Source organism: Kiloniellales bacterium, from assembly GCA_030066685.1.
In the GTDB taxonomy this organism is placed as follows: Bacteria; Pseudomonadota; Alphaproteobacteria; order Kiloniellales; family JAKSBE01; genus JAKSBE01.
In genome coordinates, this window is the sequence record JASJBF010000015.1 from 15579 (window position 1) to 42546 (window position 26968).

The window sequence follows — 26968 nt, forward strand, 5'->3', positions numbered from 1 at the left end:
TGTATTTATGATACATCTTTACAGGCGCACCGCAAGGCAGGAGACGGAGATGCGGACGGCAGGACAGGACGGAATCGTGTCGGAGGCGGACATCCGACGCCAGGTCGAGACCTTCTACGCCCGGGTGCGGCGCGACCCGGAACTGGCGCCGGTCTTCGAGGCGGCGATCGGTCCGGACTGGGGAGCCCACCTGGATGTCATGACCGACTTCTGGTCGGGGGTCCTTCGGATGACCGGCCGCTACAAGGGCAAGCCCCTGCAGGTCCACCGCGCCTTGCCGGACCTGAAGCCGGCGCACTTCGAACGCTGGCTCGATCTCTTCCGGGCCACGGCGGTGGAGACCCAGGGCCCGGTTGCCGCGGCGGTCTTCGTCTGGCGTGCCGAGCGGATCGCCGCGACCCTGCGCCGGGGCGTCCTCAGCCGCGATCCGCTGGCCGCCGGCAGGCCTGTGGCGAGGGAGGGGACGTGATGGCCTACCTGATCTATGCCGCCGAGGCGGCGACGCTCCTCTGGTTCGCCGCCTTCCTGACCTTGGCGCACCGGCTCTGGCTGGAAAGCCGGTCGTTGCCCCGCCCGCGTCTGGACGGCGGCGGCCGCCGCCTTCTCTTCGCCACCCGGGTCGGATTCGCGGTCGGTCTCACGACCCTGACCGTCGCGGTCCTCTCGGAGCTTTGAGGCGCGATCCGACATGCAAGGCCAGGGTTCATCGAAGGGGAGAAGAACGATGCACTGGCAGCGCTACCTGCCCTACGTCTTCATCTGGGGCGCCGTGCCGGCGCCGCTCTACCTCTGGCTGGTGATCTGGCTCTTGCTGCGCTGGGCGGTATGAGCGGTCATGGCTCCGGTGTCATCGCGAAGAGGCCGATCAGCCGGCCCTCGCGGTCGTCGAACTCGGCCAGGCCGCTGCCCTGGGCGAGCTTGACCTGGACCCAGAAGGCTGCGCCCGCGAGATCGAAGATCCCCGGCAGGACGGCCACCGGCCAGCCGTCGTAGCGGTAGCGCCGGACCCGTTCGGTCTCCCGCGGGACCCCGCCCGGGTCGCGGCTGACCCCCATCACCAGCCGCGCCTCGGGCGCGATCCGATCCCGGGTCATGACCACGATCAGGTACGCCTGCCGGCCCGGCGGCCAGGTCGCCGGCTTGTGCAGGTCGACGGCATGGCGGGCCAGGCCGGCCCGCAGGCGGCGGTAGTCGTCCTTGTCGTTCGCTGCCAGCGCTTCCAGGGGTGCCGCCGGCACGATGAAGAGATCGACCTCGGGCGTCTCCGAAGGAGCCGGCGCCCAGACCGTGCGCTCCAGCACCAGCCCGCGTTCGTCGGCCCGGTAGTCGGCCTCGAAGCGCAGGCTCAGCCGGCGGCCGGCGTCGTCCTCCAGATCGACTAGGCCGGCGATGCTGCGCCCGGTCGGCGAGTTCTCCAGGGGCTCGTAGCGGCTGAAGCGGACCCCGCGGTTGGCGAAGCCCGAAAGCTCGAGGTCGGCCAACGGTGCCAGGCGCTCCACCCCGACCACGCCGGTGGTCAGCTCGATGGTGCGGCTGGAGAGGCCCTTGGCCCGCAGGGTCATGGCCAGCGCGACCTGGAGGCCGTCGGTCGGGACGCCGGGGCGACCCACGAAGCGCGCCGGGGTGACCGCGGCCCGGTTGACCAGGCCGACCGGCGGCAGGGCCGGCGGTGCCGCGGCGCCGGGCGCGGCCTCGGCTCGGGGCTCGACGGCCGCGGGCGGCGCGGCGCCGGCTTCCCGCCAGGGCGGCGCGCAGGCCGAAGGGCCGCCGGCGAGGAGGACGGCTGCAAGGCCAGCCCAGCGGGCCGAGCCGAAAGCTATGGATCCGAGCCGGATCATCCAGTGCTCCGATACCTTCAGGACCTGGACCTGCCGGAAGCTGCGCCGGGCGGCGCCACGTCGCGGTCCGAGGCGCCTCGGCAGGGCAATCGCCCGTCCGCTGCCGCCCCGCGCCGGCCACACCGCCGGATCGGGCCTCCTGCCCGCTATATCAATAGCCTGAAGCCGCCAAGATTCCGTAAAGCGGCGGATCCGCCGGGCTCAGCCGCCTTCGAGAATGATGATGTCGCGCTCGGCGGCGCCCTCGGCGAAGGCCTTGGCCTCCTGGTACTCGGGTGAGTTGTAGCAGGCCACCGCCGAATCGAAGTCGGGGAACTCGATCACCACGTTGCGCGGGAAGGCCTCGCCCTCCAGGCATTCGACCCGTCCGGCGCGCGCCAGGAAGCGGCCGCCGAACTTCTCGACCGCGGCCGGGACCCGTTTGGCGTACTCGCCGTAGGCCTCCGGGTTCGAGACCTTCACCCGTGCGATCCAGTAAGCCGTCATCTTCTCTCCTCCCTCTGCCCCCGGCGCTGCGTCTCGCGCGGCTGCACGATAGCTCAAGGCCGCCGCGGGTCACAATGACTTGAGCCGGTCGCGACCGCCTGGGGCTTGGCGCTCTCGCCTTGCGCGGGTAATGTCCGCGGCGTTTCATACCACCTCTTGGGATGACGGAACCCGCGTGGCGATGGCCGAACTGACCGAGCGTGAGGTTCGGGGCCTCTTCAGCGAAGCCGGCTCGGCGGAGTACGAGCTCGACCTGACCGGCGTCGACGAGGATCACGCCCGCACCGCGATCGCGCGCATGGTGGAGCGGCAGCGCTTTCGCGAGGACCCGCGCAGCGTGATCGTCCGCCTCGACCCGGCGCGTGCCGGCGGCGGCGAAACCCTGTTCCAACCGGTCGGCCGGCAGCTCCTCGACCTGATGAAAAAAGGCTGCATCAGCCGCTGCCGCCCCCTGCCCAGCGCCGACGGTTTCTTCGTCGAGATGCCCGGCCGCGGCAGCGAGGACGAAGACGAGCTGCTCTGAGGGTGGCGGAACCCGACCGAGCCCGGTGGTCATGCTTGGCGGTCTTTCTCAACTTCTTACCCTGTCATGGCCGGGCTTGACCCGGCCATCCATGGTGCAGCGGCACGATGGATCACCGCGTCGAGCCCGGTGATGACAGCGGGAGAGAATGCGGTGCTTCCTGCCTTTCCTTGGCTTGGCGCCGTTCGACGGAGCGCCGCGCCGGCCGCCCTTGTTCCGGTCACTGACTTGCGGCAAGGTGCCCGCGACTCAGCGGGGACCGAAACATGAGCGACACGACCTACGACCTAGTTGTGATCGGCGGCGGGCCGGGCGGCTATGTCGCCGCGATACGCGCGGCGCAGCTCGGCATGAAGACGGCCTGCGTCGAATCCCGCGGCCGTCTGGGCGGGACCTGCCTCAACGTCGGCTGCATCCCCTCCAAGGCCCTGCTGCACTCCTCGGAGCGCTTCGCCGAGGCGCGCGACCACCTGGCCGGGCAGGGGATCAAGGTCGGCAAGCTCGAGCTCGACCTCGCCACCATGATGGGCCGCAAGGACAAGGTGGTCGACGACCTGACCAAGGGCATCGAGTTCCTCTTCAAGAAGAACAAGGTCGACTACGTCAAGGGCTTCGGCTCGATTCCCAGGGCCGGCGAGGTCGCGGTCAAGGCCGACGGCGGCGCCGGGCAGACCCTCAGCACCAAGAACATCCTGATCGCCACCGGCTCCGAGACCACGCCGCTGCCCGGCGTCGAGATCGACGAGAAGCAGGTCGTCACCTCGACCGGCGCCCTAGCCCTGGGCAAGGTGCCCAAGACCCTGGTGGTGATCGGCGCCGGGGTCATCGGCCTGGAGCTCGGCTCGGTCTGGTCGCGTCTCGGCGCCGAGGTCACGGTGATCGAGTTCCTCGACCGCATCCTGCCGACCATGGACGGCGAGATCGCCAAGCAGACCCAGCGCGTCCTGGCCAAGCAGGGCCTGAAGTTCAAGCTGGGCAGCAAGGTCACCGCGGCCAAGACCGCAAAGACCGCGGTCACCCTGACCGTGGAGCCGGCCAAGGGCGGCGCGGCCGAGACCCTGAAGGCCGAGGTGGTGCTGGTCTCGATCGGCCGCCGGCCCTACACCGAGGGCCTGGGGCTCGAGGCCCTGGGCGTCAAGGTCGACAACCGCGGCTTCATCCAGGTCGACGAGCGTTTCCAGACCTCGGTACCGGGCATCTACGCCATCGGCGACTGCATTCCCGGTCCCATGCTCGCGCACAAGGCCGAGGAGGACGGCGTTATCTGCGTCGAGATGCTGGAGGGCCAGGCCGGGCACGTCGACTACAACCTCTGTCCCTCGGTGGTCTACACCTGGCCCGAGGTCGCCGGCGTTGGCAAGACCGAGGAGCAGCTCAAGGAGGACGGCGTCGACTACCGGGTCGGCAAGTTCCCCTTCACCGCCAACAGCCGCGGCCGCGCCAACGCCGAGACCGACGGCGTGGTCAAGATCCTGGCCGACAAGCGCAGCGACAAGGTCCTCGGCGTGCACATCGTCGGGCCCCTGGCCGGCGACCTGCTGCAGGAGGCGGTGGTGGCGATGGAGTTCGGCGCTTCGGCCGAGGACATCGCGCGCAGCTACCATTCCCACCCCTCGATGAGCGAGGCGGTGAAGGAGGCGGCCCTGGCCGTCCACGGCCGGCCGATCCACATCTGATTCCGACCGGTTCGGCCGGGCGCCCCGGCGTGTGAGGGTGGCGCGTGAGCGGGAGGCGGCAGCGACGGCAGGCCTCAGGCGCGGCCCTGGTCGCGGTGCTCTGCCTGGCCGAAGTGCTCAACATGCTGGGCAACGCCACCTTCCCGGCCTTGATCCCGGTGTTTCAGCGCGACTGGGGCCTGTCCAACACCGGGGCCGGCTGGGTCAGCGGCGTCTACTACGCCGGCTACGTGGCGGCGGTCCCGCTCCTGGTCAGCCTGACCGACCGCCGCGACGCGCGGCTGATCTACGTCCTCTCCTCCGGCCTCGGCGCCCTGGGCGCCCTGGGCTTTGCGCTCTTTGCCGTCGACGCTCTCAGCGCCGCGCTCTGGCGGGTGCTCGGCGGCGTCGGCCTGGCCGGCACCTACATGGTCGGGCTCAAGATCCTCGCCGACCGCATCGAGGGCCCGCAGCAGAGCCGAGCGGTCGCCTTCTACACCGCCCACTTCAACGTCGGGGTCACGGTCTCGGTCCTGGCTGCCGGCGAGATCGCTGCCCTGGCCAATTGGAGCTGGGCCTTTGGCCTGGCCGCGCTCGGCAACCTCGCCGCGGCGCTGCTGATCCTGCTCTTCGTCGCCGGCACGCCGGCGCCGGCGCGGCCGGCCGAGGGCGGCTCGGCCCTGGACATCCGCCCGGTGTTCCGCAACCGCAAGGCCCTGGGCTACATCCTGGCCTACAGCGTGCATATTTGGGAGCTCTTCGGCTTCCGCACCTGGCTGGTCGCCTTCCTGGCCTTCGCCGCCGGCCTGCAGGGCGCCGAGCTCTTCGGCCTCAGGCCGACCCAGCTCGCCACCATCCTGCTGCTGCTGCATCTGCCGGCGGCGATCCTCGGCAACGAGGCCGCCCTGCGCTTCGGGCGCCGCCGAGCGATCACCGCGACCATGCTGCTCTCCGCCGCCCTGGCCTGCACCCTGGGCTTCCTGGCGCCGGTCGCGCCCTGGCTCCTGGTTCTGGTCTGCGCGGTCTACAGTTTCCTGGTGATCGCGGACTCGGCGGCGATCACCGCTGGCGCCGTGGCCGCGGCCGAGCCGGCCCGGCGCGGCGCGACCATGGCGGTCCACACCATGCTCGGCTTCGGCGCCGGCGTGCTCGGGCCGCTTGCCTTCGGCGCGGTGCTCGACCTGGCCGGCGGCTCCGCTGAGGTCGCGGCCTGGGGCCTGGCCTTCGCCGCCATGGGCCTGGTCGCGGCCCTGGGGCCGGTCTTCCTGGCCCGCTTCGGCCGGGAGGTGTCGGGCCGGAGCGGGCGGGGATGAGCGCCCGCCGCCTGACCCTGATCTTCTGCCTGGCCGAGGTCTGTTCCATGACCGGCTTCGCGACCTTCGCCGCGCTGCTGCCGGGCTTCGTCGCGGAATGGTCGCTCAGCGGCACCGAGGCCGGCTGGATCAACGGCATCTTCTTCGCCGGCTACGTCGCCGCGGTGCCGTTCCTGGTCAGCCTGACCGACCGCCGCGACCCGCGCCACGTCTACCTCGCCGCGGCGGCGCTGACCGCGCTCTCCTCCCTCGGCTTTGCGCTCCTCGCCGACGGCTTCTGGCCGGCGCTGGTCTTCCGCGCCCTGGCCGGAGTCGGCCTGGCCGGCACCTACATGCCGGGACTGAAGTCGCTCACCGATCACCTGGGGGCCGATCACCTGCCGCCGGCCGTGCGCGGGCGCAGCCTGGCCTTCTACACCGCGACCTTCTCGATCGGCACCAGCCTGTCCTTCCTGCTCGCCGGCGCCCTGGCCGCGCGCTGGGGCTGGCCCTGGGCCTTCGGGCTCTCCGCCTTGGGCCCGACGGCCGCCGTCCTGCTGGTCTGGCGCGGCGTGCCGCCGGCGGCCGAGGAGCACTTGCCGCCGGTCGAGCACCACGTCCTCGACTTCCGCCCGGTCCTGGCCAACGCCCGGGCCATGGCCTACGTCCTGGCCTACACCCTGCACAACTGGGAGCTCTTCGCCCTGCGCTCCTGGATCGTCGGTTTTCTCGTCTTTGCCCAGGCCCAGCAGGCCGGCGCTGCCCTGGGCGTCGGCTGGAGCGCGACCGTCCTCGCCGCGGCGCTCAACCTGCTCGCTCTGCCCGCCAGCGTCCTGGGCAACGAGGCCGCCGAGCGCTTCGGCCGGCGGCGGGTCGTGATCGCGGTGATGCTGCTCTCGGCCGCGGCCGGTTGCGTCTTCGGCTTTTCGGCGGCCTGGCCCTTCCTGGTCGTGCTCGCCATCGCGGTCCTCTACAGCCTCACGGTCCCGGGCGACTCCGCCGCGGTCACCACCGGCGCGGTGGCCGCGGCCCGGCCGGGACAGCGCGGCCAGACCATGGCCGTGCATTCGACCATCGGCTTCCTCGGTGGCTTCGCCGGGCCGCTGGTCTTCGGCGTGGTGCTCGACCTCGGCGGCGGCGACGGCAGCCTGCTGGGCTGGGGCCTGGCCTTCGCCTCCTCCGGCCTGGCGGTGGCCTTAGGGCCGCTGGCCCTGCTCTGGCTCGACCGCGCGCCGCCGCCCCGCGGCGCAGGACCGGAAGGCTGCGGCTGACCCCCTTTGGCTCCGCATCACCGGAGCAGCGCCGTCCCTTGCATCCCTGCTGTGAAAATTTTGTGACCATAGCAAACCCACGGTTGTGCAACGTTGGCGGGCGGCGTTAACCTTTCTCCACGCCTAATGGGAGAGAAACCCGCGAGCCTCTCTCCTTTTGATCAGCACAGCGACATTGAGGGAGGCCGTCGCTGATGCCGAAAAGGCGGTCTCTTGAAGCAAGTGTTCCACGTCACCGGACGCCGGCGGACGCCGGTCCCGCACGGCCTTGCTTCGCGCCTCCGCACCACCGAAGGGAGGACTTCGACATGCCGAAGCCGATCACGCTACTGGTCGCCGCGGGCTGCTTGAGCCTGGCCTGGTCCCTGGCCGGGCCGGCCCTGGCGGACGAACCCGAGCGCCTGACGCTGACCACCGCGCGCGCGATGGACAGCGACAAGGACGGGCAAATCTCCGAGGCCGAGTTCCTTGCCCAGTCCGACGACGCCGAGCTCTGGGCGGAACTGGATGCCAATGCCGACGGCGTTTTGGACGCCCAGGAGCAAAGGCAGGCCATCCAGGTACGGCCGGTCACGGCGAACTGAGCGCCGCCGCGCAACAGCAACGGACGGTCGAATCCGTCTCGCGGCCGAGGCGCTCTTCCCGGGTCCCTCGAGCGGCAGCTTCGGCACGCCGGCCCAGCCTGCGGAGCCGAGCCGGCCCGAGGGACCGAGCCCCCAACCGCCGCCGGTCCTCGACCGTCAGATCTCGATCCGACACGGAGGACACAAGATCATGAAACCCCTGACCTTCGCGAAGCCCCTTGCGGCCGGAGTCCTGGCCGCCGGCCTGCTCGCCCCGGGTGCCGCCTGGGCGGACGACGACGACGATGACGACGACGGCATCCGAGTCGAGGGTCCGGTCCAGGTCTCCGACGACAGCCCCTTCGGGCCGCTGGAGAACTGCGGCAACTTCCCGAGCGGCGGGACCAATTTCCTGAACTCCGAGGTCGAGCCCTGGCTCGACGTCAATCCCACCGACGCCGACAACCTGGTCGCCTTCTGGCAGCAGGACCGCTGGTCGAACGGCGGCGCCCGCAGCAACGTCGCGGGCGTGACCTTCGACGGCGGCCGGACCTGGCAGAGCGTCGTGGTGCCCGGCCTGACCGAATGCTCCGGCGGGCCCTTCGAGCGCGCCTCGGATCCCTGGGTCTCCTTCGCCCCGGACGGCACGCTGCATCAGATGTCCCTGGTTGTGAACCTGCCGACCTTCGCCGGGCGCAACGGCATGGCGGTCAGCCGCTCCCTGGACGGCGGCCTGACCTGGACCGATCCGATCTTCGTCATCGACGAGGACACGCCGGGCGTCCTGAACGACAAGAACGCGCTGACCGCGGATTCCACCGACTCAAACTTCGTCTACGGGGTCTGGGATCGCCTCGAGCTTTTGCCGGGCGGCAACTTCCAGGGCCCGGCCTACCTCGCCCGCACGACCGACGGCGGCGTGAGCTGGGAGGAATCGCGGGAGATCTTCAATCCCGGGATCAACAACCAGACGATCGGCAACCAGGTCCTGGTACTGCCCGACGGCACGGTGATCGACTTCTTCAACGAGATCATCAACGTCCTGCCCGACGGCACGCCCAACCCGGTCAACCCGCCCTTCAACTTCGCCTTCATCAAGTCCTTCGACAAGGGTGCGACTTGGGATGCCGCCTCGACAAAGGTCGAGCAGATCCTCTCGCAGCAGGTCAGCACGCCGGACACCGGGGCGACGGTGCGCGACGGCAACCTGATCTTCGACGTCGCGGTCGATCCCAAGCGCGGCTGGCTCTACGCGGTCTGGCAGGACGCCCGCTTCACCGGCTTCGATCAGGTCGCCTTCATCCAGTCCAGGAACCGCGGCCGGAGCTGGTCCGAACCGGTCCGCATCAACCTGACCCCGGAAAACGCCGCCAACCCGCTCCGGCAGCAGGCCTTCCTGCCCTCGGTCGCGGTCGGCCGGGATGGCCGGGTCGCGGTCAGCTACTACGACTTCCGCAACGACGGCGAAAGCGGCGAGCTGACGGACCACTTCATGATCTTCTGCGACCGCCGCTGCGACCGCCGCCGCAGCTGGGGCCAAGAGGTCCGCCTGACCGCAGAGTCCTTCGACTACCTGACGGCGCCGCAGGCCAACGGCCTCTTCCTCGGCGACTACATGGGCCTCGCGGCCAAGGACGGCAGCTTCTTCTCGTTCTTCCAACAGTCCTCGCCCGAGGACTTCGCCGACGGCTTCTTCGCCCGGGTCGACCCGGACGACGACGACGATGACGACGGGGACGACGACGATTAGGGGTCTCGATGGGACGGGCGCGACGTCTCGGGGCGCCGCGCCCCGTCTCTCCAGAGCAACCCCGAGCGATGGCGTCACAATGCAGACTGGCATACGACTTACGTAGAAATTTTTTCGTTTCTATAAACCTATAGTTGCATTCCTACGCGGCGGCGCGCTAGTATGCCTTTGCGCTTATGAGAAGAAGAACACCTAGATCTATACTCTTTTAGAGGAATATCACGATATGGCGAGATCGATCCGGCGGACCGCGTGTTCCACAGAGGGATCCTCGCCGAGGCCTGATGACCGGACATGAATGCCCCGACTGACCGGAGCATCCCGGTGGGTGGCGTCCCAACGCCACCTTTTTCTTTTCTATGCCTGGCAAACGAGAGGCGGCGGGTCAGATCGTACGCCGCCGCAGGAACGGCCGAATCGAGCTCTTGGCAGACCGACTCAACTGTCTGAATGGGTGGTCGCGATCACACGAATCTCGACGATCGCACCTTCGCGCCTGAGGCCCGCGACCTCGATCGCCGTCCATGCCGGATAGGGTTCCTCCAGGTATCGGAGGCGGATCGAGTCGAAGAGGTCGAAATGTCCGCGAAGACCGACGTGGTAGCTCGTCATCTCGACCACCGATCGAAACTCCAGGCCCGCCTCGCCCAGCACCATCCCAATCTTCTCAAAGGCATTCCGGAATTGAGTCCCTGGATCCTCTGGCATGTCTCCCTGCAAGTCACTCCCGGTGACACCGGTCAGAAACACGTGATTATCGGACAGGATGGCCGGAGACATCTTCACTTGGTCTGCCGCTGCGCGAAGCTGCGGCGGTACGATCGCGCGCTTGGTCATTGATTTTGCTTTCAGCTGAGACTTTGGTGTCAGAGCCACCAACGCTGTCAGGCTGCCCGATCACCACCCTCTCCGCTTGTTGGACGTTCATGCCACCCAGGTCGAATGGTTACGTTGGCTCGGCTCTGGCCCGACTGGGCTATTGTCCTGTCAGGTTCGAGCCGCAAGCGTCGTAGTCCGACATCGCTCAGCTGGCGGCGCCTGCCGCCTCCCGCTCGGTCTTCTTCAGGCGCTCGCTGGCGCTCTTGAGCTGGCCGCAGGCGGCCATGATGTCCTGGCCGCGGGGCCGGCGGATCGGCGCCGCCAGGCCGCCGGCCAGGAGGATTTGGGCGAAGGCCTCGACCGTCTCCGGCGCCGAGCATTCGAAGGGCGCGCCGGGCCAAGGGTTGAAGGGGATCAGGTTGACCTTGGCCGGGATGTCCTTCAGCAGGCGGATCATCTCCCGGGCCTCGGCCGGGCTGTCGTTGACGCCCTTCAGCATGACGTACTCGAAGGTGATCCGCCGGGCGTTGTGCACGCCGGGATAGGCGCGGCAGGCGGCCAGCAGGTCCTTCAGCGGGTACTTGCGGTTCAGCGGGACGATGCGGTCGCGGACCTCGTCGGTGACCGCGTGCAGCGAGACCGCCAGGTTCACCCCCAGCTCCTCGCCGCAGCGCGCCATCATCGGCACCACGCCGGCGGTCGACAGCGTGATCCGCCGCTTGGAGATCGCCAGGCCCTCGTGGTCCATGACGATCCTCAGGGCCTTGGCGATGTTGTCGTAGTTATAGAGCGGCTCGCCCATGCCCATCATGACGATGTTGGTGAGCTGCCGGTCCTCTTTCGGGGAGGGCCATTCGCCGAAGTGGTCGCGGGCCAGCATGACCTGGCCCAGGATTTCGGCCGCCGAGAGGTTGCGCACCAGGCGCTGGGTCCCGGTGTGGCAGAAGCGGCAGGTCAGGGTGCAGCCGACCTGGGAGGAGACGCAGAGCGTGCCGCGCTCGGCCTCGGGGATGTGGACGCACTCGATCTCCTGGCCGTCGTCCAGGCGCAGCAGCCACTTGCGGGTGCCGTCGCGGGAGTCCTGGGCGACCGCGACCTCCGGCCGCGCCACCCGGTAGGCCTCCGCCAGGCGGGCGCGGAAGGCCTTGCTGAGGCTGGTCATGGCCGCGAAGTCGGTGGCGCCGCGGGCATAGATCCAGTGCCAGAGCTGCTTGGCCCGGAAGGCCGGCTCGCCCAGGGCCGCGATCTCGGCGGCCAGCTCGGCGCGGCTCAGGCCGACGAGGTTGCGAAGCCTGTCGCCGCCGTCCGGCGCGGGCGCGAAGAGCCGGGCATGCTGGGATCCGCTCATGCCCAGTAGATAACCCCCCGGCCGCCCGGCAGCAAGGCGGCGGCAGGTCCGCCGGGGGCTACTGCGCCGTAGGAACCTCGTCCAGGTACCACTCGCGCATCAGCTCGGGCACCTGGTCCTCGGCGAGCTTCTTCTGCTCCGCCGGATCGTTGGCGAAGGCGGCGAGGTGGGCGAGCTCGTCGCCGGAGAGCTGGATCTGGTAGCCCAGGTCCATCTCCTGCAGCTCGATCATCGCCGGTGCGCCGCCCCACATCCGCGCCGCGAAGTCGGTCAGGTTGACGATCGGCTCCGCGGCATCCGAGTCCAGCGCAGGGGCGGCCTTGCCGCCGACGCCGTTGACCGCGTGGCAGTAGACGCAGCCCTTGGTGATGAAGAGCTGCCGGCCGCGCTCGGCATCGACCGCGGGCAGGACCAGCTTCAGGTTGGGGCTCTGGCCGTCCTTGTCCTGGGCGGCGGCGGGGGCGGCGGCGGTCAGCGGCGTCAGGATCAGGGCGGCCAGGGCCGCGGCGAAGGCGGCAGGGGGGCGGAACGGCATGGTGTGGCGACCTCGCGCTGTGGGGCGGGAACTGGGCGGATCAGAACCTCTCGGCGGCCGGGGAACATTGATCTCGATCAAGGCCCCGGGACGGGCCGGTCCCAGACCGCTCGGGGGCCGGGCGCCGGCCGTCTGGCGTTACCGGCCGCAGGCCCTGTTGATCGACTTGTAGGCCCGGGTGAAGCCGATCAGGGAATAGGTGTCCTTGGTGTTGGTGCCGCGGCTCGAGACGCCCTGCACGACCATGGTCTTGCCCTTGATCATGGCCTGGACAAGCTGCTTGTCCTCGTCCTCGGTGGCCGCCCAGGCGGTGTCCTTGTGGGTGAAGAGGTCGAAGACGTCGCTGTCGACCTTGACCTGGACCTGGCTGTCCGCGCGGTAGTCGTAGCCCGCGACGACGTTGACCACGTCGACCGATTTCTCCGCCGGACGATGCGTCACCATGAGGTAGATCTCACCGCGCTTGGAGTACTTGCCTTCGTCCTTCTTCGGCTCGCTGACCATGTAGCAGACCGGATTGCCGTTTTCCTGGAAGGCATAGGCCCGCCAGTCGCCGGCGCCCTCCAGGCGCTTGATGTCCTGGGCCTGGGCGGCGCCGGCCGCCAGGAGGAGAAAGGGAAGCGCCAACCGCAGCGAACTCCGCAACACCGACATCTCGTTCCTCGAACTCTTACGTGGACTTGAACCCGACAATTCGATCCTCACTCACTCGTGGCCGCCAAGGCCGGACTCAGCGCGCCTTTCCCGCAGCCTTGCGGCGTCGCAGGACCGGGGCACCGTGTACATGGCTGGGCAAAGGCTCGGGACTGCCCCTTGCCGTAACGGGCCGCTTGGCAAAGCGGCCCTGGCTCAGCAAGCGGTCGTACATCACAATCGCGCCAGCGACGCCGACGTTGACGCAGAACTTTGTCGGGATTTTGACAAGGCTGTCGCAGGCCGCCGCGACCTCCGGGCTCAGGCTGCCCCGCTCCGGGCCCAGGATGTAGGCGGCCGCGGTCGGGTGGTGGAAGGACGGCAGCTCGACCGCGTCCGCGCTCAGCTCGACCCCGACCATTTGGCAGCCGCGCGGCAGCACCAGCTCGGCCAGCGACCCGAAGTCGTAGAGCGGCAGGTGCTGGGCCGAATCGGCGGTGTCCGACAGCTTGACCTCCCGCGCGTTGAAGCCGGCGTCGATGGTAAAGAAGAAGCCGGCGCCGAAGGCATGGGCAGAGCGCAGCAGGTTGCCCAGGTTCATGGGCTTGCTGATCCGCTCGACCCCGATACCGAAGTAGCCCCGCATTGCCGGCCGGTCTCCTGGTGGCGCCGCTCCTCAGGTGTTCTTGTGGGTCGCCGTCGCCCCGCCGTCAAGCCCCGGCTTCGGCCCCGTTCCGGCGGGTGTCCGGCGAATTGCCTGGCTGCTGCTCCGGCTCTAGACTGCCGGCTTTCCAATCCCCGGGACCGACGGACATGGAAACGAAGGATGCGGCGGTGGCCGCCGCCGAGGGCGAGATCAACCCGGTGCTGGTCGAGGCCACGCGCGGCGACATGGTCGAGAGCCGGCACCGTGCCGCGGTGGCGGTGGTCGACATCGAGGGCCGGGTGGTGCTCCGGGCCGGCGAGGTCGAGCGCCTGGTCTACGCGCGCTCGGCGATCAAGCCGCTGCAGGCCCTGGCCCTGGTCGAAAGCGGCGCCGCCGAGGCCTTCGGGCTGGGCGCAGCCGAGCTCGCCCTGGCCTGCGCCAGCCACAACGGCGAACCGCGCCACGTCGAGACCGTCGGCGCCTGGCTGGCCCGGATCGGCTGCTCGGCCGAGGACCTGGAATGCGGCGCCCACCTGCCCTACCACCTGGAGTCCACCGAAGCCCTGCTGCGCGGCGGCGCGGCGCCCAGCAGCCTGCACAACAACTGCTCCGGCAAGCACGCCGGCTTCCTTTCGGTGGCGCGCCACCTCGGCCATCCGACCGCGGGCTACAGCCGCTACGACCATCCGGTCCAGCAGCAGGTTCTCGGCATCCTCGAGACCCTGACCGGACTCGACCTCTCGGCGGCGCCGCGCGGGATCGACGGCTGCGGGATCCCGGTGCTCGGCATGCCGCTGGGCAACCTGGCCCTGGCCATGGCCCGCTTCGCCCAGCCCGACGACCAGCCCGAGGCGCGCCGCGCCGCCTGCCTGCGCCTGCAGCAGGCCCTGGCCGCGGAGCCCTTCATGATGGCCGGCAGCGGCCGCTTCTGCACCCGGGTGATCGAGGCCACCAAGGGCCGGGCCCTGGTCAAGACCGGGGCCGAGGGCGTCTTCTGCGGCGCCCTGCCCGAGCTCGGCCTGGGCTTCGCGCTCAAGGTCGACGACGGCGCCGGCCGCGCCGCCGAGGTCGTCTGCGGCCGGGTGCTGCGCCGTCTGGGCGTGATCGGAGAGGCCGAGACCGCCGCCCTGGCCGCGGTCTTCCAGCCGACCCTCTTCAACCGGGCCGGCCGGGCGGTCGGCGAGCTGCGCACCGCCGCCGACTGTCCCTTCTGAGCCTCCGATCAGGTCAGCGCGCTCATCCGTGGCTCGGCGGGCAGCGGGGCCCGGGCCGGCAGGGTGCCGGCGCTCTCCGCTTCCGCCCGGCGCAGGACCAGCCAGAACAGGGCCGCCATGACCACCGGCCCGAGCGGCAGCAGGACCAGCTCGCTGATCTGGCGGGCGACCAGAGGCAACAGCCAGGCCGCGGCCAGCAGCAGGCGCTCCCAGGGCAGGAAGCCGGTCCTGAGCGCCTCGGCGGCCAGCCAGGCGATCGGCAGGGCGAGCACGACCAGGTCGTAGTCCAGGGCGTAGGGGGTCGACAGCAGGGCCGCGACCACCAGCCCGGCGGCCTTGAGCGCGAAGGGCGCGGGTCCGCGCCACAGCCTGACCAGGAGGACCGCCGCGATCGCGGTGCCGAGGATCTGGGCCGCATAGGCCAGCGGCACGCTGCCGCCCCACATGCGCACCGCCGAGAACAAGCTCTGGATCTTGTGCCAGCCCGTGCCCCCGGCCTCCAGAACCACCTCGCGGGTGAAGGCGGCATGGGTGAAGAAGGCCTCCCAGGCCGCGGCGCCGAAGGCGAGGTAGCTCAGGCCGGCGAGGCCGAGCGCGGTCGCGGCGGCGGCGGTGAAGACCCGCCATTCCCGGGTGACCGCCAGGACCAGGGGGATCAGCAGGCCGAACTGGGGCTTGTAGGTCAGCGCGCCGAAGCAGAGCCCGGCCAGGATCGGGCGTCGCTTCATCAGCAGCAGGCCGGCGCCCATCAGGCCGGCGGTCAGGAAGCCGTTTTGGCCGTGCCCCAGGTTGACCATCACCCCGGGGAAGGCCAGGGCCAGGAGCAGCGCCTCGCGCCGGCCGGCGATCGCGCGGATCGCCGCCAGGTAGAGCGGTAGGGTCGCCGCCATCCAGAGCGCCAGTGCGCCGAGGTAGGGCAGCAGCGCGAGGCCGCTGGCGACCAGCAGGAACATCGGCGGGTAGTGCCAGCCGTAGAACGGCGTGTCTTCCCGACCGAAGAGCCGCTGCTGGGCCTCGTAGTGCTGGGCCGGGTCGAAGGCGGCTTTCGGCCGGCCCTCCACGGCCAGGGCGCCGGCGCTCCAGACGTTGGCGAAGTCGGTGCCGATCGGCTTGCCCTTGGCATCGAAAAGCCCGTCGGAGAGCGCGATCCAGGCGATCATGCCGGCGACCTGGACGGCCAGGAAGATCCAGGCATAGGCGCGGACGCGCCTGGCGTTCAGCCATTCGGCCTGTCTCAGCCGCTCGATCTGCATGGGGTCCCGCACCGCTGCCGTTGCGCCCGGGCTTACGCTCCGGGCCGCGGCCAGCTTGGCCCCGCGCCCTTGAAATTCGGTTAGCAAGCCCGGCCCGCGGCGCCGGACGACGGGGAGATTGATTTCTGGCCGATGCCGCGCCACCTTCGCGCGGTCGATCGACCGGGATTGCGGGGAAAGGATGAGCTACATGCGCGCCGTCGTCTGCCGCGAGCTGAGCGGCCCCCAGAGCCTGACCCTCGAGGAGGTGCCGCAGCCGCAGCCGGGACCGGGCGAGGTCGCGGTCGCGGTGGCCGCCGCCGGGCTCAACTTCGCCGACACCCTGATGGTCGCCGGCAAGTACCAGGAGAAGCCGCCGCTGCCCTTCACCCCCGGCCTGGAGCTCGCCGGGACCGTGACCGCCCTGGGCGAAGGCGTGACCGGGGTCGCGCCGGGCGACCGGGTGATCGGCCTGGTCGACCGCGGCGCCTTCGCCGAGGTCGCCCTTGTCCGCGCCGAGGAGGTCTACCCGATCCCCGACACGATGGACTTCGAGGTCGCCGCCGGCTTCCCGATCACCTACGGCACGGCCCACGGCGCCCTGGTCTGGCGCGCCGAGCTCCAGCCCGGCGAGACCCTGCTGGTCCACGGCGCCGCCGGCGGCACCGGCCTGGCCGCGGTCGAGGTCGGCAAGGCCCTGGGCGCCCAGGTCATCGCCACCGCCGGCGGCCCGGAGAAGCTCGGGATCGCCCGGGCCCACGGCGCCGACCACCTGATCGACTACAAGACCGAGGACATCCGCGAGCGGGTCAAGGCTCTGACCGGCGGCCACGGCGCCGAGGTGGTCTTCGACCCGGTCGGCGGCGAGGTCTTCATGGCCTCGCTGCGCGCCGTGGCCTGGGGCGGCCGCCTGCTGGTCATCGGCTTCGCCGCCGGCAAGGTGCCGGAGATCCCGGCCAATCTGCTGCTGGTCAAGAACCTTGCGGTCCTCGGCCTCTACTGGGGCGCCTACCGGCAGAAGGCGCCGACGCTGCTGCGCCGCCAGTTCGAGACCCTGACCGGCTGGTACGCCGAGGGCCGCCTGAAGCCCCTGGTCTCCCACCGCCTCGACCTGGCCGAGGCCGCCCGGGCCCTCGATCTGCTGCTGACCCGCAAGGCGACCGGCAAGGTGGTGCTGACCACCGGCCGGGGCTGACAGCCGTGGACCCGGTCGCCGCGCAGTACGAGGCCTATCCCTATCCGGCCCGCGACCCGGCGGCCGAGAAGACCCGCCTGATCGTCGGCTCGCCCTCCAACCTGCCGGAGCTCAACCACTATCTCTTCGCCGGCCGGCGCGACTTCGCCCGGCCCTTCCGCGCCCTGGTCGCCGGCGGCGGCACCGGCGACGCGGCGATCATGCTGGCCCAGCAATTGGCCGACTCTGCCGGACCCGGGGGCGATGCCGGCGAGGTCGTCTACCTCGATCTCTCCGCGGCGGCGCGCGAGATCGCCGAGGCCCGGGCCGAGGTTCGCGGCCTGGACAACTTGTCCTTTCACACCGGCTCCCTGCTCGACCTGCCGGATCTGGGCCTCGGGCGCTTCGACTACATCGACTGCTGCGGCGTCCTGCACCACCTGGAGGACCCGCCGGCCGGACTTGCCGCCCTGGCGGCGGTGCTGGCCGAGGACGGCGGGATCGGGCTGATGGTCTACGCGCCCTACGGCCGCAGCGGAGTCTATCCCCTGCAGGCCATGCTCCGCCAGCTCGCCGGCGAGCTGCCGCTGGCCGAGCAGGTGACCCTCGCCAAGCGCCTGATCGCCGTCCTGCCCGAGACCAACGGCTTCCGCCGCAACCCCTTCCTCGGCGACCACCGCCGGGGCGACGCCGAGCTGGTCGACCTGCTGCTCCACGCCCGCGACCGCGCCTACACGGTGGCCGAGCTTGCCGCGCTGGTAACGGGCGCGGGCCTGACGCCTCTCGCCCTGATCGAGCCGGCCCGCTACCGGCCGGAGAGCTACCTCGCGGTGCCGGCGGTCCTGAAGCGCCTGGCCGGCCTGGACTGGCTGGAGCGGGCCGCCTTCGCCGAGCGCCTCGCCGGCAACGTCAGGAAGCACCTGCTCTATGCCGTCAGGTCCGGGACGCCGGAGACCCGCATCGCCGCGCCCGAGGACCCCGAGACGGTGCCCCTGCTCTTCGATTTGGAGGGCCCGGCCCTGGCCCGCGCGGTGCAGCGCGACCTGACCTTGAAGGCGGAGTTCGACGGCCTCGCCCTTCGCTTCCCCCTGCCGCGCCTGGCCCCGGCGATCCTGCAGCGGATCGACGGCCGGCGCTCTCTGGCCGCGATCCACGACGCGCTGCAGGGCCTCGACCGCGGCCTCGACTGGCCCGCCTTCCTGGCCCAGTTCCGGGAGACCTTCGCCGCCCTCAACGGCATCAACCGCCTGTTCCTGCGCCGGCCGCCGGCCGGCTGACCCCTCACCCGCTCGCAGCTCGCGCCGCTCCCACCCTCTCCCGGCGGGAGAGGGCTGCGGAGGCTTGGCGAGGCGATCGGCCGAGCCCTAGCCGGAGCGGGTGAGGGGTCATCCGCTCGGCTCAGCCCTCCGTCTCGCTCCAGAAGACGAACATGTCGAGCGCCGGCGGGTCGACCCCCGCATCCTTGATCAGGGCGTGGGCCTGGCCGCGGTGGTGGGTCTGGTGGTTGAAGAGGTTGCGCAGGATCCGGTGCAGCGGTGTGCTGTAGGACTCGCCGGCCAGGCTCCGATAGGAGATCTCGCGCGTCAGGTCGGCCGCGGATTGGCGCTCGGCGAAGGCGATCAGCCGCAGGTCCTCGGTCTCCCGCACCCGGCGCAGGGCGCGGAGGTCGGCGTGGAGGATCTGGTCGAGCCCCCGGAAGCCCGGGTCCGCGCCTTCGGCGCGGCCGATCCAGAGCTGGTCGACCAGCAGCAGGTGATTGAGGGTCCCGTGCAGCGAGCCGAAGTAGGCCGCCGGGCAGGTGCGGAGATAGTCCGCCTCGGACAGAGCGGCCGCCGCTTCGAAAAGCCGCCGGTTGGCCCAGGCGTTGAACTTGGCGTGGTCGCGGCAGTCCTGCGGCGTCATGCCGGCTCTCCTCGCGGCCTACCGAAGGAAGTAGACCAGGTCGAGCGAAGGCGGCTCGACCCCGGCATCCTTGAGCAACGCGTGGGCCTGGCCGCGATGGTGGGTCTGGTGGTTGAAGAGATGCCCGAGGGCCTGCCACAGCGGCATGGAGAGGTCCTTCGGCTGGACCAGGGTCCGGAAGTGCAGGTCGCCGGCGATGGCCTCGGCGCTCAGGCCCGCGGTGTAGCGCTCGATCCGCGCGTCCTCCGCCTCCCGCGCGGCGCGCAGCTCGGCGAAATCTTCGAAGAGGTTCTGGTCCAGTCTGGTCAGGCCCAAGTCGACCGCCTCGAAACGCGACAACCAGACCCGGTCGCCGACCAGGATGTGGTTCAGGGTGCCGTGCAGCGAGCTGAAGTAGGCCGCCGGCCGCGGGATCCGGTAGGCTGAGTCGGGCAGCTCGGCGGCCGCGTCGTAGAGCAGCCCGTTGGCCCAGGTGTTGTAGCGGGCGAAGGTCTGGAAGTACTCGGGGCTCATCATGGGCACCGCCTTTCTCAGAGCTTGGTGATCGGAATGTGGCCCGACTGTGCCGCGACCCGCGCCAGCCAGGCCTGGACCTTCGGGAAGCGCGCCAGCTCGAAGCGGCCTTCCTCGGCCACGTGGGTGTAGGCGTAGAGCGCGATGTCGGCGATGGAGTAGCGCCCGCCGACGAAGAAGTCCTGCTCGGCCAGGTGCTGTTCCATGACCCCCAGGGCCTGGTAGCCGCGCTCCATGCGCGCCGGGATCTCCTTTGCCATGGCCTCGGCCTGGCCGGAGAAGTGCCAGAAGCGCACGACGGCGATGTAGGGCTCGTGGCTGTACTGCTCGAAGAACATCCACTGTAGCACCCGGGCCTGGTCCAGCCGCTCCTCCGGCAGATAATCCGTGCCCCGGGCCAGGTAGAACAGGATCGCGTTGGACTCGGCGAGCCGGGTGCCGTCGTCCAGCTCCAGCAGGGGGATCCGGCCGTTGGGGTTCTTGGCCAGGAAGTCCGGGGTCCGGGTCTCGCCCTTCAGGATGTCGAGCTCGATCCGCTCGTGCGGGACGCCGAGCTGGTTCAGCAGCAGGCGGACCTTGTAGCCGTTGCCGGACTCGTGAAAGTCGTAGAGTCGCATGCGGAACGCACCCCTTCAAGCCTATCGGGTTCCAGGCTTATAGCGCAGGCGCGGGGGGCGCGCGCTTGAGTTTTGCTTGGGAGAGGTATGAGCGGAATTTGCCCGCGCGGAAGTCCTTGGCCGAATCGAAACGGGCGTCCCGCTTCCTGGGACGCCCGCTTCCGCTCGCCAGTGTCTTGACTGCGGCGGTTCAGCAGCCGCCGCGGTCGACGCCGATGTCCTGCAGCAGGCGGCGGTCCCAGCCGTTGAAGGCTTGGCGGTAGGCGCTCTCGCGGCTGGACGAGGTCCCGAGGCCGCCGGTGGCGGCGACGACGGCGTCGGCGGCCCGGCGGACCAGGTCGCGCGCGGACAGGCCGGGAATGGTGCGGTCGGCGATGAAGGTCAGTTCGGCCATGGCGGCTCTCCAATATCGGGCCTGTCGCGGTCGCCAGGCCCGGGTTTCGGTGCAGGTCGTCGAGCGCAAATACGCCTCGGCGCGGCCCGACGCCAATGCTGGTTTTTCTTAGGCGACATGCAAAAAAGGCATGCCTCGTATTCAGGAATCGGCAAGGAAATCCAGGCCGAAAGGCGGCCTTCCGGCGGCTCTCAGCGCAGCGCCGGCTCCAGGCGGTCGAGCGCCTCGGAGAGGGTCTCCGGGGTGGCGGCGAAGCAGAGCCTGAGGTGGCCCTCGCCGCCCGCACCGAAGGCCGAGCCCGGCGCGAGACCGACCTTGGCGGTCTCGAGCAGCTCCTTGGCGAAGGCCATGGAGTCCTCCAGGCCCTCGACCCGGAAGAAGGCGTAGAAGGCGCCCCGAGGCCGGGCCAGGCGGATTCGCGGCAGGGCGGCGAGCCGCTCGTGGACCAGATCGCCCGCGACGTGGCAGCGATCGATGAACGAACGGGCGAAGGGCTCGCCCTGCTCGATCGCGGCGACCGCGCCCTGCTGCAGGAAGGGCGGCGCGCCGGAGAAGGCGAACTCGATCAGCCGGTCGAAGGTCTCAGCCATCGAGGGCGGGTGGATCAGCCAGCCCAGGCGCCAGCCGGTCATGCACCAGGTCTTGGAGAAGGAGTTGACGACGATGACCGGGTCCTCGGGCTCGATCAGGGTCAGCAGCGAGGGCGCGGTCGGCCGCTCGGCCGCGGGCCGGTCGTAGACGAAGCGGGTGTAGACCTCGTCCGAGATCAGCCAGATCCGCTTCTCCCGGCAGAAGTCGAGCAGCGCCTTCTGGTCCTCTCCCGGCATGATCCAGCCGCTGGGGTTGCCCGGCGAGTTGACGAAGATCGCCCGGGTCTTCTCGCCGCAGGCCGCGAAGAGCCGCTCCATGTCCAGGTGGAAGCCGCCCTCGGGCAGGGGCTCCAGAACGACGTCGACGTGGCGCCCGCCGGCGATCTGCACCGCCGCGACGATGTTCGGCCAGACCGGGCCGACCACCACGACCTCGTCGCCGGGCCGCACGAAGGCCTGCAGCGCCAGGGCGATCGCGGTCATGCCGGAGGTCGCGACCGAGATCCGCTCGGAGTCCATGGCGATGCCATATAGCTCCGCGGTGTAGCGGGCCAGGGCCTCGCAGAGCCGCGGGATGCCGCGCTTCCGCGGGTAGAAGGTCTCGCCGGCCTCGAGCGCGGCGGCGGCCGCCTGGCAGATGAAGCCCGGCGTCGGCTGGTCGCCCTCGCCGACCCACAGCGGGATGATGTCCTTCCGCCCCAGACCCAGCTCGAAGACCTCGGCAATCCCCGAGGTGCCCAGGCTTTCGATCTCCGGCCGCAGGGCGGCGGGATAGAGCGGCGGAAGCTTGGCATCGGGCATAGACGACATCCCCGGACCCGTCGGTGAAAGACCAACCCTGTCTCTGCCAGATCCCCCCAGCCCCGGCAACCCGAGTCCTGCCGGGTGAACCGGCCGCTCAAGCCTGGAGGCTGAAGCTTCAGGGTCCTGAGCAGGAGCTTCCACGGCGGACGCTCAAGCCCCTCCCCCCTTGTGGGGCGCGTACGCGCGGCGCTTCGCGCGGGTCGGGGTGGGGGGTATCGCGAAGCGAATGGGCGACAGCGGTTCAGTCGTGCGGCCTGTCGGCCGCCACCCCCTCCTGTATCCTCCCCCATCAAGGGGGAGGAAGAGCCTGCCAGCTGGCGCCCGCCTCAGGCTTCGAAGCCGCCGTCGACGTTCATTGTCTCGCCGGTCACGAAGGCCGCGGCCGGGCTGGCCAGGAAGGCGACCGCGTTGGCCACGTCCTCCGGGCGGCCGTAGTGGCCGAGCGGGATCATCGGCCCCAGGACCGCGCCGAAGTCGCCTTGCTCCGGGTTCATGTCGGTGTCGATCGGCCCGGGCTGGATCGCGTTGACCGTGATCTTCCGTTCCGCCAAGTCGCGCGCCCAGGCCTTGGTCAGCCCGGCGACCGCGAACTTGCTCATGGAATAGAGCCCCAGCCCCGGGACCGGCGCGCGCTGGCCGAAGACGCTGCCGATGTTGATGATCCGGCCGCCCTCGGGCAGGACCTTGGCGGCCTCCCGGGCGGCCAGGAAGACCGCCTTGATGTTGACCTCGACGGTGGCGTCGAAGTCGGCCTCCTCGGTCTCGCCGAGGGGACCGCCGGCGAAGATCCCGGCGTTGTTGATCAGGATGTCCAGGCGCCCCAGCTTCTCGACCACCTGCGGCACCAGGGCCTTGATCTCCTCCGCCTTGGCCGCGTCGGCCTTGACGGCGAGCGCCTCGACGCCCAGGTCGCGCAGCTCGGCGGCCACGCCATCGGCGGCCTCGGCCGAGCTGGCGTAGGTGAGGGCGACGGCCGCGCCCTCCTCGGCCAGGCGCCGCGCGATGGCGGCGCCGATGCCGCGGCTGCCGCCGGTAACCAGGGCCACCTTGCCCTCCAGTGTCTGCGTCATCTCGGATCTCCCTGCTGGTCTTGCGTGCCAGGCAGGCAAGTCTGAGACCTATCCGCGAGCTTGTCGAACGCAAAGGCGCCGCGGCCCACCCTCGGCCGAAAATTCGCCCCATTTTTCGGAGACACTGGAAGGGCGCAGGATCGCTGATCCACTTTCTCGATCCCTCCCCCCGCCCGTCCTCCGAGAAAGGTCCCCCACAGCCATGCCCGAGACCAACAGCAAGCTGAGGGTTGCCGTGCTCTTCGGCGGCCGTTCGGCCGAGCACGAAGTCTCTCTCCTCTCGGCGCGCAACGTCGCCGCCGCCTTGGCCGAGGCCGGCCACGAGATCACCCTGATCGCGATCGGCCGCAGCGGCCGCTGGTACGCCGCCGAGGAGATCGCCACGCCGGCCGAGGCCGACTGCGCCGCGACCCGGCAGCTCGCCGTGGTCCCGGGCGCCGGGCGCCGCGCCCCGCGCCGGGCCGCGACCGGCGAGAGCCTCGGCCCGGTCGACGTGGTCTTCCCCGTCCTGCACGGGCCCTTCGGCGAGGACGGCACCGTGCAGGGCCTGCTGCGCTGCTTGGACCTGCCCTTCGTCGGGCCTTCAGTCCTGGGCTCGGCCGCGGCCATGGACAAGGACGTCGCCAAGCGGCTGCTCAACGCCGCCGGCCTGCCGACCGCGCCCGGCGTCACCCTGCGCCGGAGCGATCCCCTGGGGTTCGCCGACCTGGGCAAGGCGCTGAAGCCGCCCTTCTTCGTCAAGCCGGCCAACCTCGGCTCCTCGGTCGGGGTCACCCGGGCCGAGACCGAGGCCGAGTTCAAGGACGCCCTGGCCCTGGCCTTCCGCTATGACCCCAAGGTCCTGGTCGAGGAAGAGGTGAAGGGCCGGGAGATCGAATGCGCGGTGCTCGGCACCGGCGAGCTGCAGGCCTCCCTGCCCGGCGAGATCCTGCCCGCGGCCGCCCACGGCTTCTACACCTACGACGCCAAGTACATCGATCCCGAGGGCGCCGGCCTCCTGGCCCCGGTCGAGCTGCCGGCCGAGACCACCGCCCGGGTCCAGGAGACGGCGGTCGCCGCGGCCCGCGCCCTCGACTGCGAAGGCATGGCCCGGGTCGACTTCTTCCTGAAGGACGACGGCGCGCTGCTGATCAACGAGATCAACACCATCCCCGGTTTCACCGCGATCTCCATGTACCCCAAGCTCTGGGAGGTCAGCGGCCTGCCCCCCGCCGCCCTGGTCGACCGCCTCCTCGCCCAGGCCCTCGCCCGCCACGAACGCGAGCAGCGCCTGGAAGTCCTCCACGAGGTCTGAGGCGGTCTGCCCCTCACCCAGCTCCGGCTAAGGCTCGGCTGGCACCTCGCCAAGCCTCCACAGCCCTCTCCCCGGGGGAGAGGGCGGCGAGCGGAGCGAGCGGGTGAGGGGATGACCCAGCCTTACCGGTCCGGGTTCTATATCGAAAGCTCCTCCAGGTCCCGGTAGTGCTCCAGCGCTTCCGGGTTGGCCAGGGCCTCCTGGTTCTTGACCGGGCGGCCGTGGACCACGTTGCGCACCGCCAGCTCGACGATCTTGCCGGACTTGGTGCGCGGGATGTCGGCGACCTCGATCACCTTGGCCGGCACGTGGCGCGGGGTGCAGCCCCTGCGGATCTCGGCCTTGATCTTCTTGACCAGATCCTCGTCCAGCGCGATCCCCTCGGCCGGGCGGACGAAGAGCACGACCCGCACGTCGCCCTCCCAGTCCTGGCCGATCACCAGGGCCTCGGCGACCTCGGGCAGCTTCTCGACCTGGCGGTAGATCTCCGCCGTGCCGATGCGCACGCCGCCCGGGTTGAGGGTCGCGTCGGAGCGGCCGTAGACGACGATGCCGTCGTGCTCGGTCAGCTCGACGAAGTCGCCGTGGCACCAGATGCCGGGATAGCTCTCGAAGTAGGCGGCGCGGTAGCGCGCCCCGTCGGGATCGTCCCAGAAATGGATCGGCATGGAGGGGAAGGGCTTGGTGCAGACCAGCTCGCCTTTCTGCCCGCGCACCGGCTTGCCGTCGTCGTCGAAGACCTCGACCGCCATGCCCAGGATCCGGGCCTGGATCTCGCCGCGCCAGACCGGGCCGATGGGATTGCCGCCCATGAAGCAGCCGATGATGTCGGTGCCGCCGGCGATGGACGACAGGCAGAGGTCCCGCTTGACGTGCGCGTAGACGAAGTCGAAGCCCTCGGCGACCAGCGGCGAGCCGGTCGAGGTCAGGGTCCGCAGCGCCGGCAGGGCGTAGTCCGCCTGGGGATCGGCGCCGCTCTTCTTCAGGGCGTCGATGTACTTGGCCGAGGTGCCGAAGAGCGTGCAGCGCTCCTTCGAGAGGTAGTCGAAGAGCAGGCGCCAGTCCGGATAGAAGGGCGAGCCGTCGTAGAGCAGCAGGGTCGCCTGGGCGGCCAGGCCCGAGACCAGCCAGTTCCACATCATCCAGCCGCAGGTCGTGAAGTAGAACACCCGGTCGCCCGGCTTGACGTCGCAGTTCAGCAGGAACTCCTTGAGGTGCTGCAGCAGGGTGCCGCCGACGCCGTGGACGATGCACTTGGGCTTCCCCGTGGTGCCCGAGGAATACATGATGTAGAGCGGGCTGTTGAAGGGCACCCGCGTGAAGGCGATGGCGCCGCCCTCTTGTTCTGCCAGCACCTCGTCGAAGACCCGCGCCTTGGCGATGGCGGAGACGTCCGGCGCCTCGCTCAGGTAGCCGACCACGATCACCCGCTCGACGCTGGGCAGCTCGGCCAGGAACTCGGCGACCCGGCCGAGGGAGTCGTGGCTCTTGCCGTTGTAGTGGTAGCCGTCCGGGCAGAACAGGACCTTGGGCTCGGTCTGGCCGAAGCGGTCGAGCACGCCGCCGACCCCGAAGTCCGGCGAGCAGGAGGTCCAGACCCCGCCCAGCGCCGTGGTCGCCAGCATGGCGATCACGGTCTCTGGCATGTTGGGCATGAAGCCGGCGACCCGGTCGCCCGGGCCGACGCCCATGGCCGCCAGGGCCTGGGACAGCCGCGCGACCTTGTCGTGGAGCTCGTCCCAGGACAGGCGCCGCTTGACCTTGTCCTCGCCCCAGAAGACCAGGGCGTCCTCGGGCCCGCGCCGGCGCAGCAGGTTCTCCGCGAAGTTCAGCCTGGCCTCGGGGAAGAACCTGGCGCCCGGCATCTGGTCCGGATCGGCCAGCACGACCTCGCCGCGGGTCTCGGCGATCACCCCGGCATAGTCCCAGAGCGAGAGCTGGAACTTCTCGATCTCACGGCAGGAGAAGTCGTGGACCGCGGCGTAGTCCCGGCCCTCGAAGCCCCAGTCCTCGTTCAGCTTTTCCATGAAGGCGGTCAGGTTGGCGGCGGCGATCCGCTCCGCCGAGGGCTGCCACAAGGGCCCGGTCATGGTCGTCTGCTCCCCGCTCGAAGGCTTTGCGTTGCCGGCTCTTCGCGGCCGGCCCACGTAGTATGGCCAAGGGCTCCAGGACCATAAAGACCTCGGATGCGCCTTAAAATCACGATTGCGCCACGCTCGGGCCACGCGAGCGGCCAGATCCCCGGACAGACTCCGGCCATGAAACGCAAGCAGGTCCTCCTCGGCGTCGTGGTCGCCGTCCTCGCGGCCGGCTTCCTGCTGCCGGAGCGGCTGGCCATCCCGGTCGCGGGCGCGACCCCGTCCGACTGGCACCACGAGACCTTCTGGTACGAGCCCTGGGGCGCCTCGGGCGTGCACAAGGGGATCGACATCTTCGCGCCCGAGGGCCGGCCGGTGATCGCGGCGACACCAGGGCTGGTGGTCTTCGTCGGCGACTTCGGCCGCGGCGGGCTCTCGGTTGCCGTGCTCGGGCCCAAGTGGCGGCTGCACTACTACGCCCATCTCTCGCGGGCCGACGCGGCGCTGGGTGCCTGGGTCGCGCGGGGCGAAAGGCTCGGTGCCGTCGGGACGACCGGCAACGCGGCCGGCACGCCGGCGCACCTGCACTATTCGATCCTGACCGTGGTGCCCTATCCCTGGCGCCTGCGCTGGGTGACCCAGGGCTGGCTGCTGCCGGTCTTCCTCGACCCGCACGAGATGCTGATCGCGTCGCAACCTTAGCGGCCTGGGAATGGCCCAAAGTGGT

General features: G+C 70.4%; 28 protein-coding genes. 13 read left to right on the forward strand and 15 right to left on the reverse strand.

Going from position 1 to position 26968, the window contains the following annotated elements; genetic code table 11:
• The first annotated feature begins 49 nt into the window (after positions 1-49).
• A complete protein-coding gene (locus tag QNJ30_10140; protein MDJ0943816.1) occupies positions 50-469 on the forward strand; it encodes a group III truncated hemoglobin in 420 nt (139 codons plus the stop codon).
• A complete protein-coding gene (locus QNJ30_10145) occupies positions 469-675 on the forward strand; it encodes a hypothetical protein (GenBank protein MDJ0943817.1) in 207 nt (68 codons plus the stop codon). Before QNJ30_10140 ends, QNJ30_10145 begins: the two co-directional genes overlap by 1 nt.
• A 158-nt stretch (positions 676-833) precedes the next feature.
• On the opposite strand, the gene QNJ30_10150 is transcribed toward QNJ30_10145, so the two are convergent.
• Both QNJ30_10150 and QNJ30_10155 read right to left on the reverse strand, forming a co-directional pair.
• Positions 834-1961, reverse strand: a complete 1128-nt coding sequence (locus tag QNJ30_10150) for a hypothetical protein (GenBank protein ID MDJ0943818.1) — start codon at positions 1959-1961, stop codon at positions 834-836.
• A 78-nt stretch (positions 1962-2039) separates the two neighbouring features.
• The gene (locus QNJ30_10155) at positions 2040-2324 is read right to left on the reverse strand and encodes a DUF1330 domain-containing protein (protein MDJ0943819.1); all 285 of its coding nucleotides are present in this window, start codon (positions 2322-2324) and stop codon (positions 2040-2042) included.
• 175 nt (positions 2325-2499) lie between these two features.
• Here QNJ30_10155 and QNJ30_10160 point away from each other — a divergent pair, with 175 nt between their 5' ends.
• The 6 genes from QNJ30_10160 (at position 2500) to QNJ30_10185 (ending at position 9378) form a co-directional block, all read left to right on the forward strand.
• The gene (locus QNJ30_10160) at positions 2500-2847 is read left to right on the forward strand and encodes a hypothetical protein (protein ID MDJ0943820.1); all 348 of its coding nucleotides are present in this window, start codon (positions 2500-2502) and stop codon (positions 2845-2847) included.
• Between the two features lie 266 nt (positions 2848-3113).
• Positions 3114-4523, forward strand: coding sequence for a dihydrolipoyl dehydrogenase (gene lpdA, locus QNJ30_10165; GenBank protein MDJ0943821.1), 1410 nt, complete (start codon positions 3114-3116; stop codon positions 4521-4523).
• A gap of 44 nt (positions 4524-4567) precedes the next feature.
• A complete protein-coding gene (locus QNJ30_10170; GenBank protein MDJ0943822.1) occupies positions 4568-5815 on the forward strand; it encodes an MFS transporter in 1248 nt (415 codons plus the stop codon).
• Complete coding sequence (locus QNJ30_10175) at positions 5812-7065, forward strand: MFS transporter (protein ID MDJ0943823.1); 1254 nt, start codon at positions 5812-5814, stop codon at positions 7063-7065. The genes QNJ30_10170 and QNJ30_10175 overlap by 4 nt, the downstream gene beginning before the upstream one ends.
• 308 nt (positions 7066-7373) lie before the next feature.
• On the forward strand, positions 7374-7649 hold the full coding sequence (locus QNJ30_10180) for a hypothetical protein (protein MDJ0943824.1): 276 nt from the start codon (positions 7374-7376) through the stop codon (positions 7647-7649).
• 190 nt (positions 7650-7839) lie between these two features.
• Positions 7840-9378, forward strand: coding sequence for a sialidase family protein (locus QNJ30_10185; GenBank protein MDJ0943825.1), 1539 nt, complete (start codon positions 7840-7842; stop codon positions 9376-9378).
• Between the two features lie 438 nt (positions 9379-9816).
• Here QNJ30_10185 and QNJ30_10190 read toward each other — a convergent pair whose 3' ends face one another.
• The 5 genes from QNJ30_10190 to QNJ30_10210 all read right to left on the reverse strand — a co-directional run bounded on the left by QNJ30_10190 (position 9817) and on the right by QNJ30_10210 (position 13359).
• A complete protein-coding gene (locus QNJ30_10190; GenBank protein ID MDJ0943826.1) occupies positions 9817-10215 on the reverse strand; it encodes a RidA family protein in 399 nt (132 codons plus the stop codon).
• Positions 10216-10402: 187 nt separating this feature from the next.
• Positions 10403-11545 carry a 23S rRNA (adenine(2503)-C(2))-methyltransferase RlmN gene (gene rlmN, locus QNJ30_10195; GenBank protein MDJ0943827.1) on the reverse strand — a complete coding sequence of 381 codons (1143 nt, stop codon included), beginning with the start codon at positions 11543-11545 and terminating at the stop codon, positions 10403-10405.
• A gap of 58 nt (positions 11546-11603) precedes the next feature.
• Positions 11604-12080, reverse strand: a complete 477-nt coding sequence (locus QNJ30_10200) for a cytochrome c (protein ID MDJ0943828.1) — start codon at positions 12078-12080, stop codon at positions 11604-11606.
• Between the two features lie 138 nt (positions 12081-12218).
• Positions 12219-12734 (reverse strand): invasion associated locus B family protein, encoded by a 516-nt coding sequence (locus QNJ30_10205; GenBank protein MDJ0943829.1) that lies wholly within the window; start codon positions 12732-12734, stop codon positions 12219-12221.
• A 76-nt stretch (positions 12735-12810) separates the two neighbouring features.
• Complete coding sequence (locus QNJ30_10210; protein ID MDJ0943830.1) at positions 12811-13359, reverse strand: RNA methyltransferase; 549 nt, start codon at positions 13357-13359, stop codon at positions 12811-12813.
• Between the two features lie 167 nt (positions 13360-13526).
• Between QNJ30_10210 and QNJ30_10215 the strand changes: the two genes are divergently transcribed.
• A complete protein-coding gene (locus QNJ30_10215; protein MDJ0943831.1) occupies positions 13527-14573 on the forward strand; it encodes an asparaginase in 1047 nt (348 codons plus the stop codon).
• Positions 14574-14581: 8 nt separating this feature from the next.
• Here the strand turns inward: QNJ30_10215 and QNJ30_10220 are convergent, their stop codons facing one another.
• Entirely contained in the window at positions 14582-15826 is a 1245-nt protein-coding gene (locus QNJ30_10220; protein MDJ0943832.1) for a glycosyltransferase family 87 protein, read from the reverse strand.
• A 190-nt stretch (positions 15827-16016) separates the two neighbouring features.
• Here QNJ30_10220 and QNJ30_10225 point away from each other — a divergent pair, with 190 nt between their 5' ends.
• Both QNJ30_10225 and QNJ30_10230 read left to right on the forward strand, forming a co-directional pair.
• Complete coding sequence (locus tag QNJ30_10225) at positions 16017-17000, forward strand: NADPH:quinone oxidoreductase family protein (GenBank protein MDJ0943833.1); 984 nt, start codon at positions 16017-16019, stop codon at positions 16998-17000.
• A gap of 5 nt (positions 17001-17005) precedes the next feature.
• On the forward strand, positions 17006-18256 hold the full coding sequence (locus tag QNJ30_10230) for a class I SAM-dependent methyltransferase (GenBank protein ID MDJ0943834.1): 1251 nt from the start codon (positions 17006-17008) through the stop codon (positions 18254-18256).
• 121 nt (positions 18257-18377) lie between these two features.
• On the opposite strand, the gene QNJ30_10235 is transcribed toward QNJ30_10230, so the two are convergent.
• From QNJ30_10235 to QNJ30_10260, 6 genes are all read right to left on the reverse strand, one after another.
• The gene (locus tag QNJ30_10235) at positions 18378-18881 is read right to left on the reverse strand and encodes a DinB family protein (GenBank protein ID MDJ0943835.1); all 504 of its coding nucleotides are present in this window, start codon (positions 18879-18881) and stop codon (positions 18378-18380) included.
• Positions 18882-18899: 18 nt separating this feature from the next.
• On the reverse strand, positions 18900-19397 hold the full coding sequence (locus QNJ30_10240) for a DinB family protein (protein ID MDJ0943836.1): 498 nt from the start codon (positions 19395-19397) through the stop codon (positions 18900-18902).
• A gap of 14 nt (positions 19398-19411) precedes the next feature.
• Positions 19412-20011 (reverse strand): glutathione S-transferase family protein, encoded by a 600-nt coding sequence (locus QNJ30_10245; protein ID MDJ0943837.1) that lies wholly within the window; start codon positions 20009-20011, stop codon positions 19412-19414.
• A gap of 190 nt (positions 20012-20201) precedes the next feature.
• Positions 20202-20405, reverse strand: a complete 204-nt coding sequence (locus tag QNJ30_10250) for a hypothetical protein (protein MDJ0943838.1) — start codon at positions 20403-20405, stop codon at positions 20202-20204.
• Positions 20406-20596: 191 nt separating this feature from the next.
• On the reverse strand, positions 20597-21796 hold the full coding sequence (locus QNJ30_10255) for a pyridoxal phosphate-dependent aminotransferase (protein MDJ0943839.1): 1200 nt from the start codon (positions 21794-21796) through the stop codon (positions 20597-20599).
• A gap of 329 nt (positions 21797-22125) precedes the next feature.
• Positions 22126-22869, reverse strand: coding sequence for a 3-oxoacyl-ACP reductase family protein (locus QNJ30_10260; GenBank protein ID MDJ0943840.1), 744 nt, complete (start codon positions 22867-22869; stop codon positions 22126-22128).
• A 202-nt stretch (positions 22870-23071) separates the two neighbouring features.
• Between QNJ30_10260 and QNJ30_10265 the strand changes: the two genes are divergently transcribed.
• Positions 23072-24163, forward strand: a complete 1092-nt coding sequence (locus QNJ30_10265; protein ID MDJ0943841.1) for a D-alanine--D-alanine ligase family protein — start codon at positions 23072-23074, stop codon at positions 24161-24163.
• A gap of 137 nt (positions 24164-24300) precedes the next feature.
• Here the strand turns inward: QNJ30_10265 and QNJ30_10270 are convergent, their stop codons facing one another.
• Positions 24301-26253, reverse strand: a complete 1953-nt coding sequence (locus QNJ30_10270; GenBank protein ID MDJ0943842.1) for an acetoacetate--CoA ligase — start codon at positions 26251-26253, stop codon at positions 24301-24303.
• 168 nt (positions 26254-26421) lie between these two features.
• On the opposite strand from QNJ30_10270, the gene QNJ30_10275 reads away from it, so the two are divergent.
• Complete coding sequence (locus QNJ30_10275; GenBank protein ID MDJ0943843.1) at positions 26422-26943, forward strand: M23 family metallopeptidase; 522 nt, start codon at positions 26422-26424, stop codon at positions 26941-26943.
• The last annotated feature ends 25 nt before the right edge of the window (positions 26944-26968 follow it).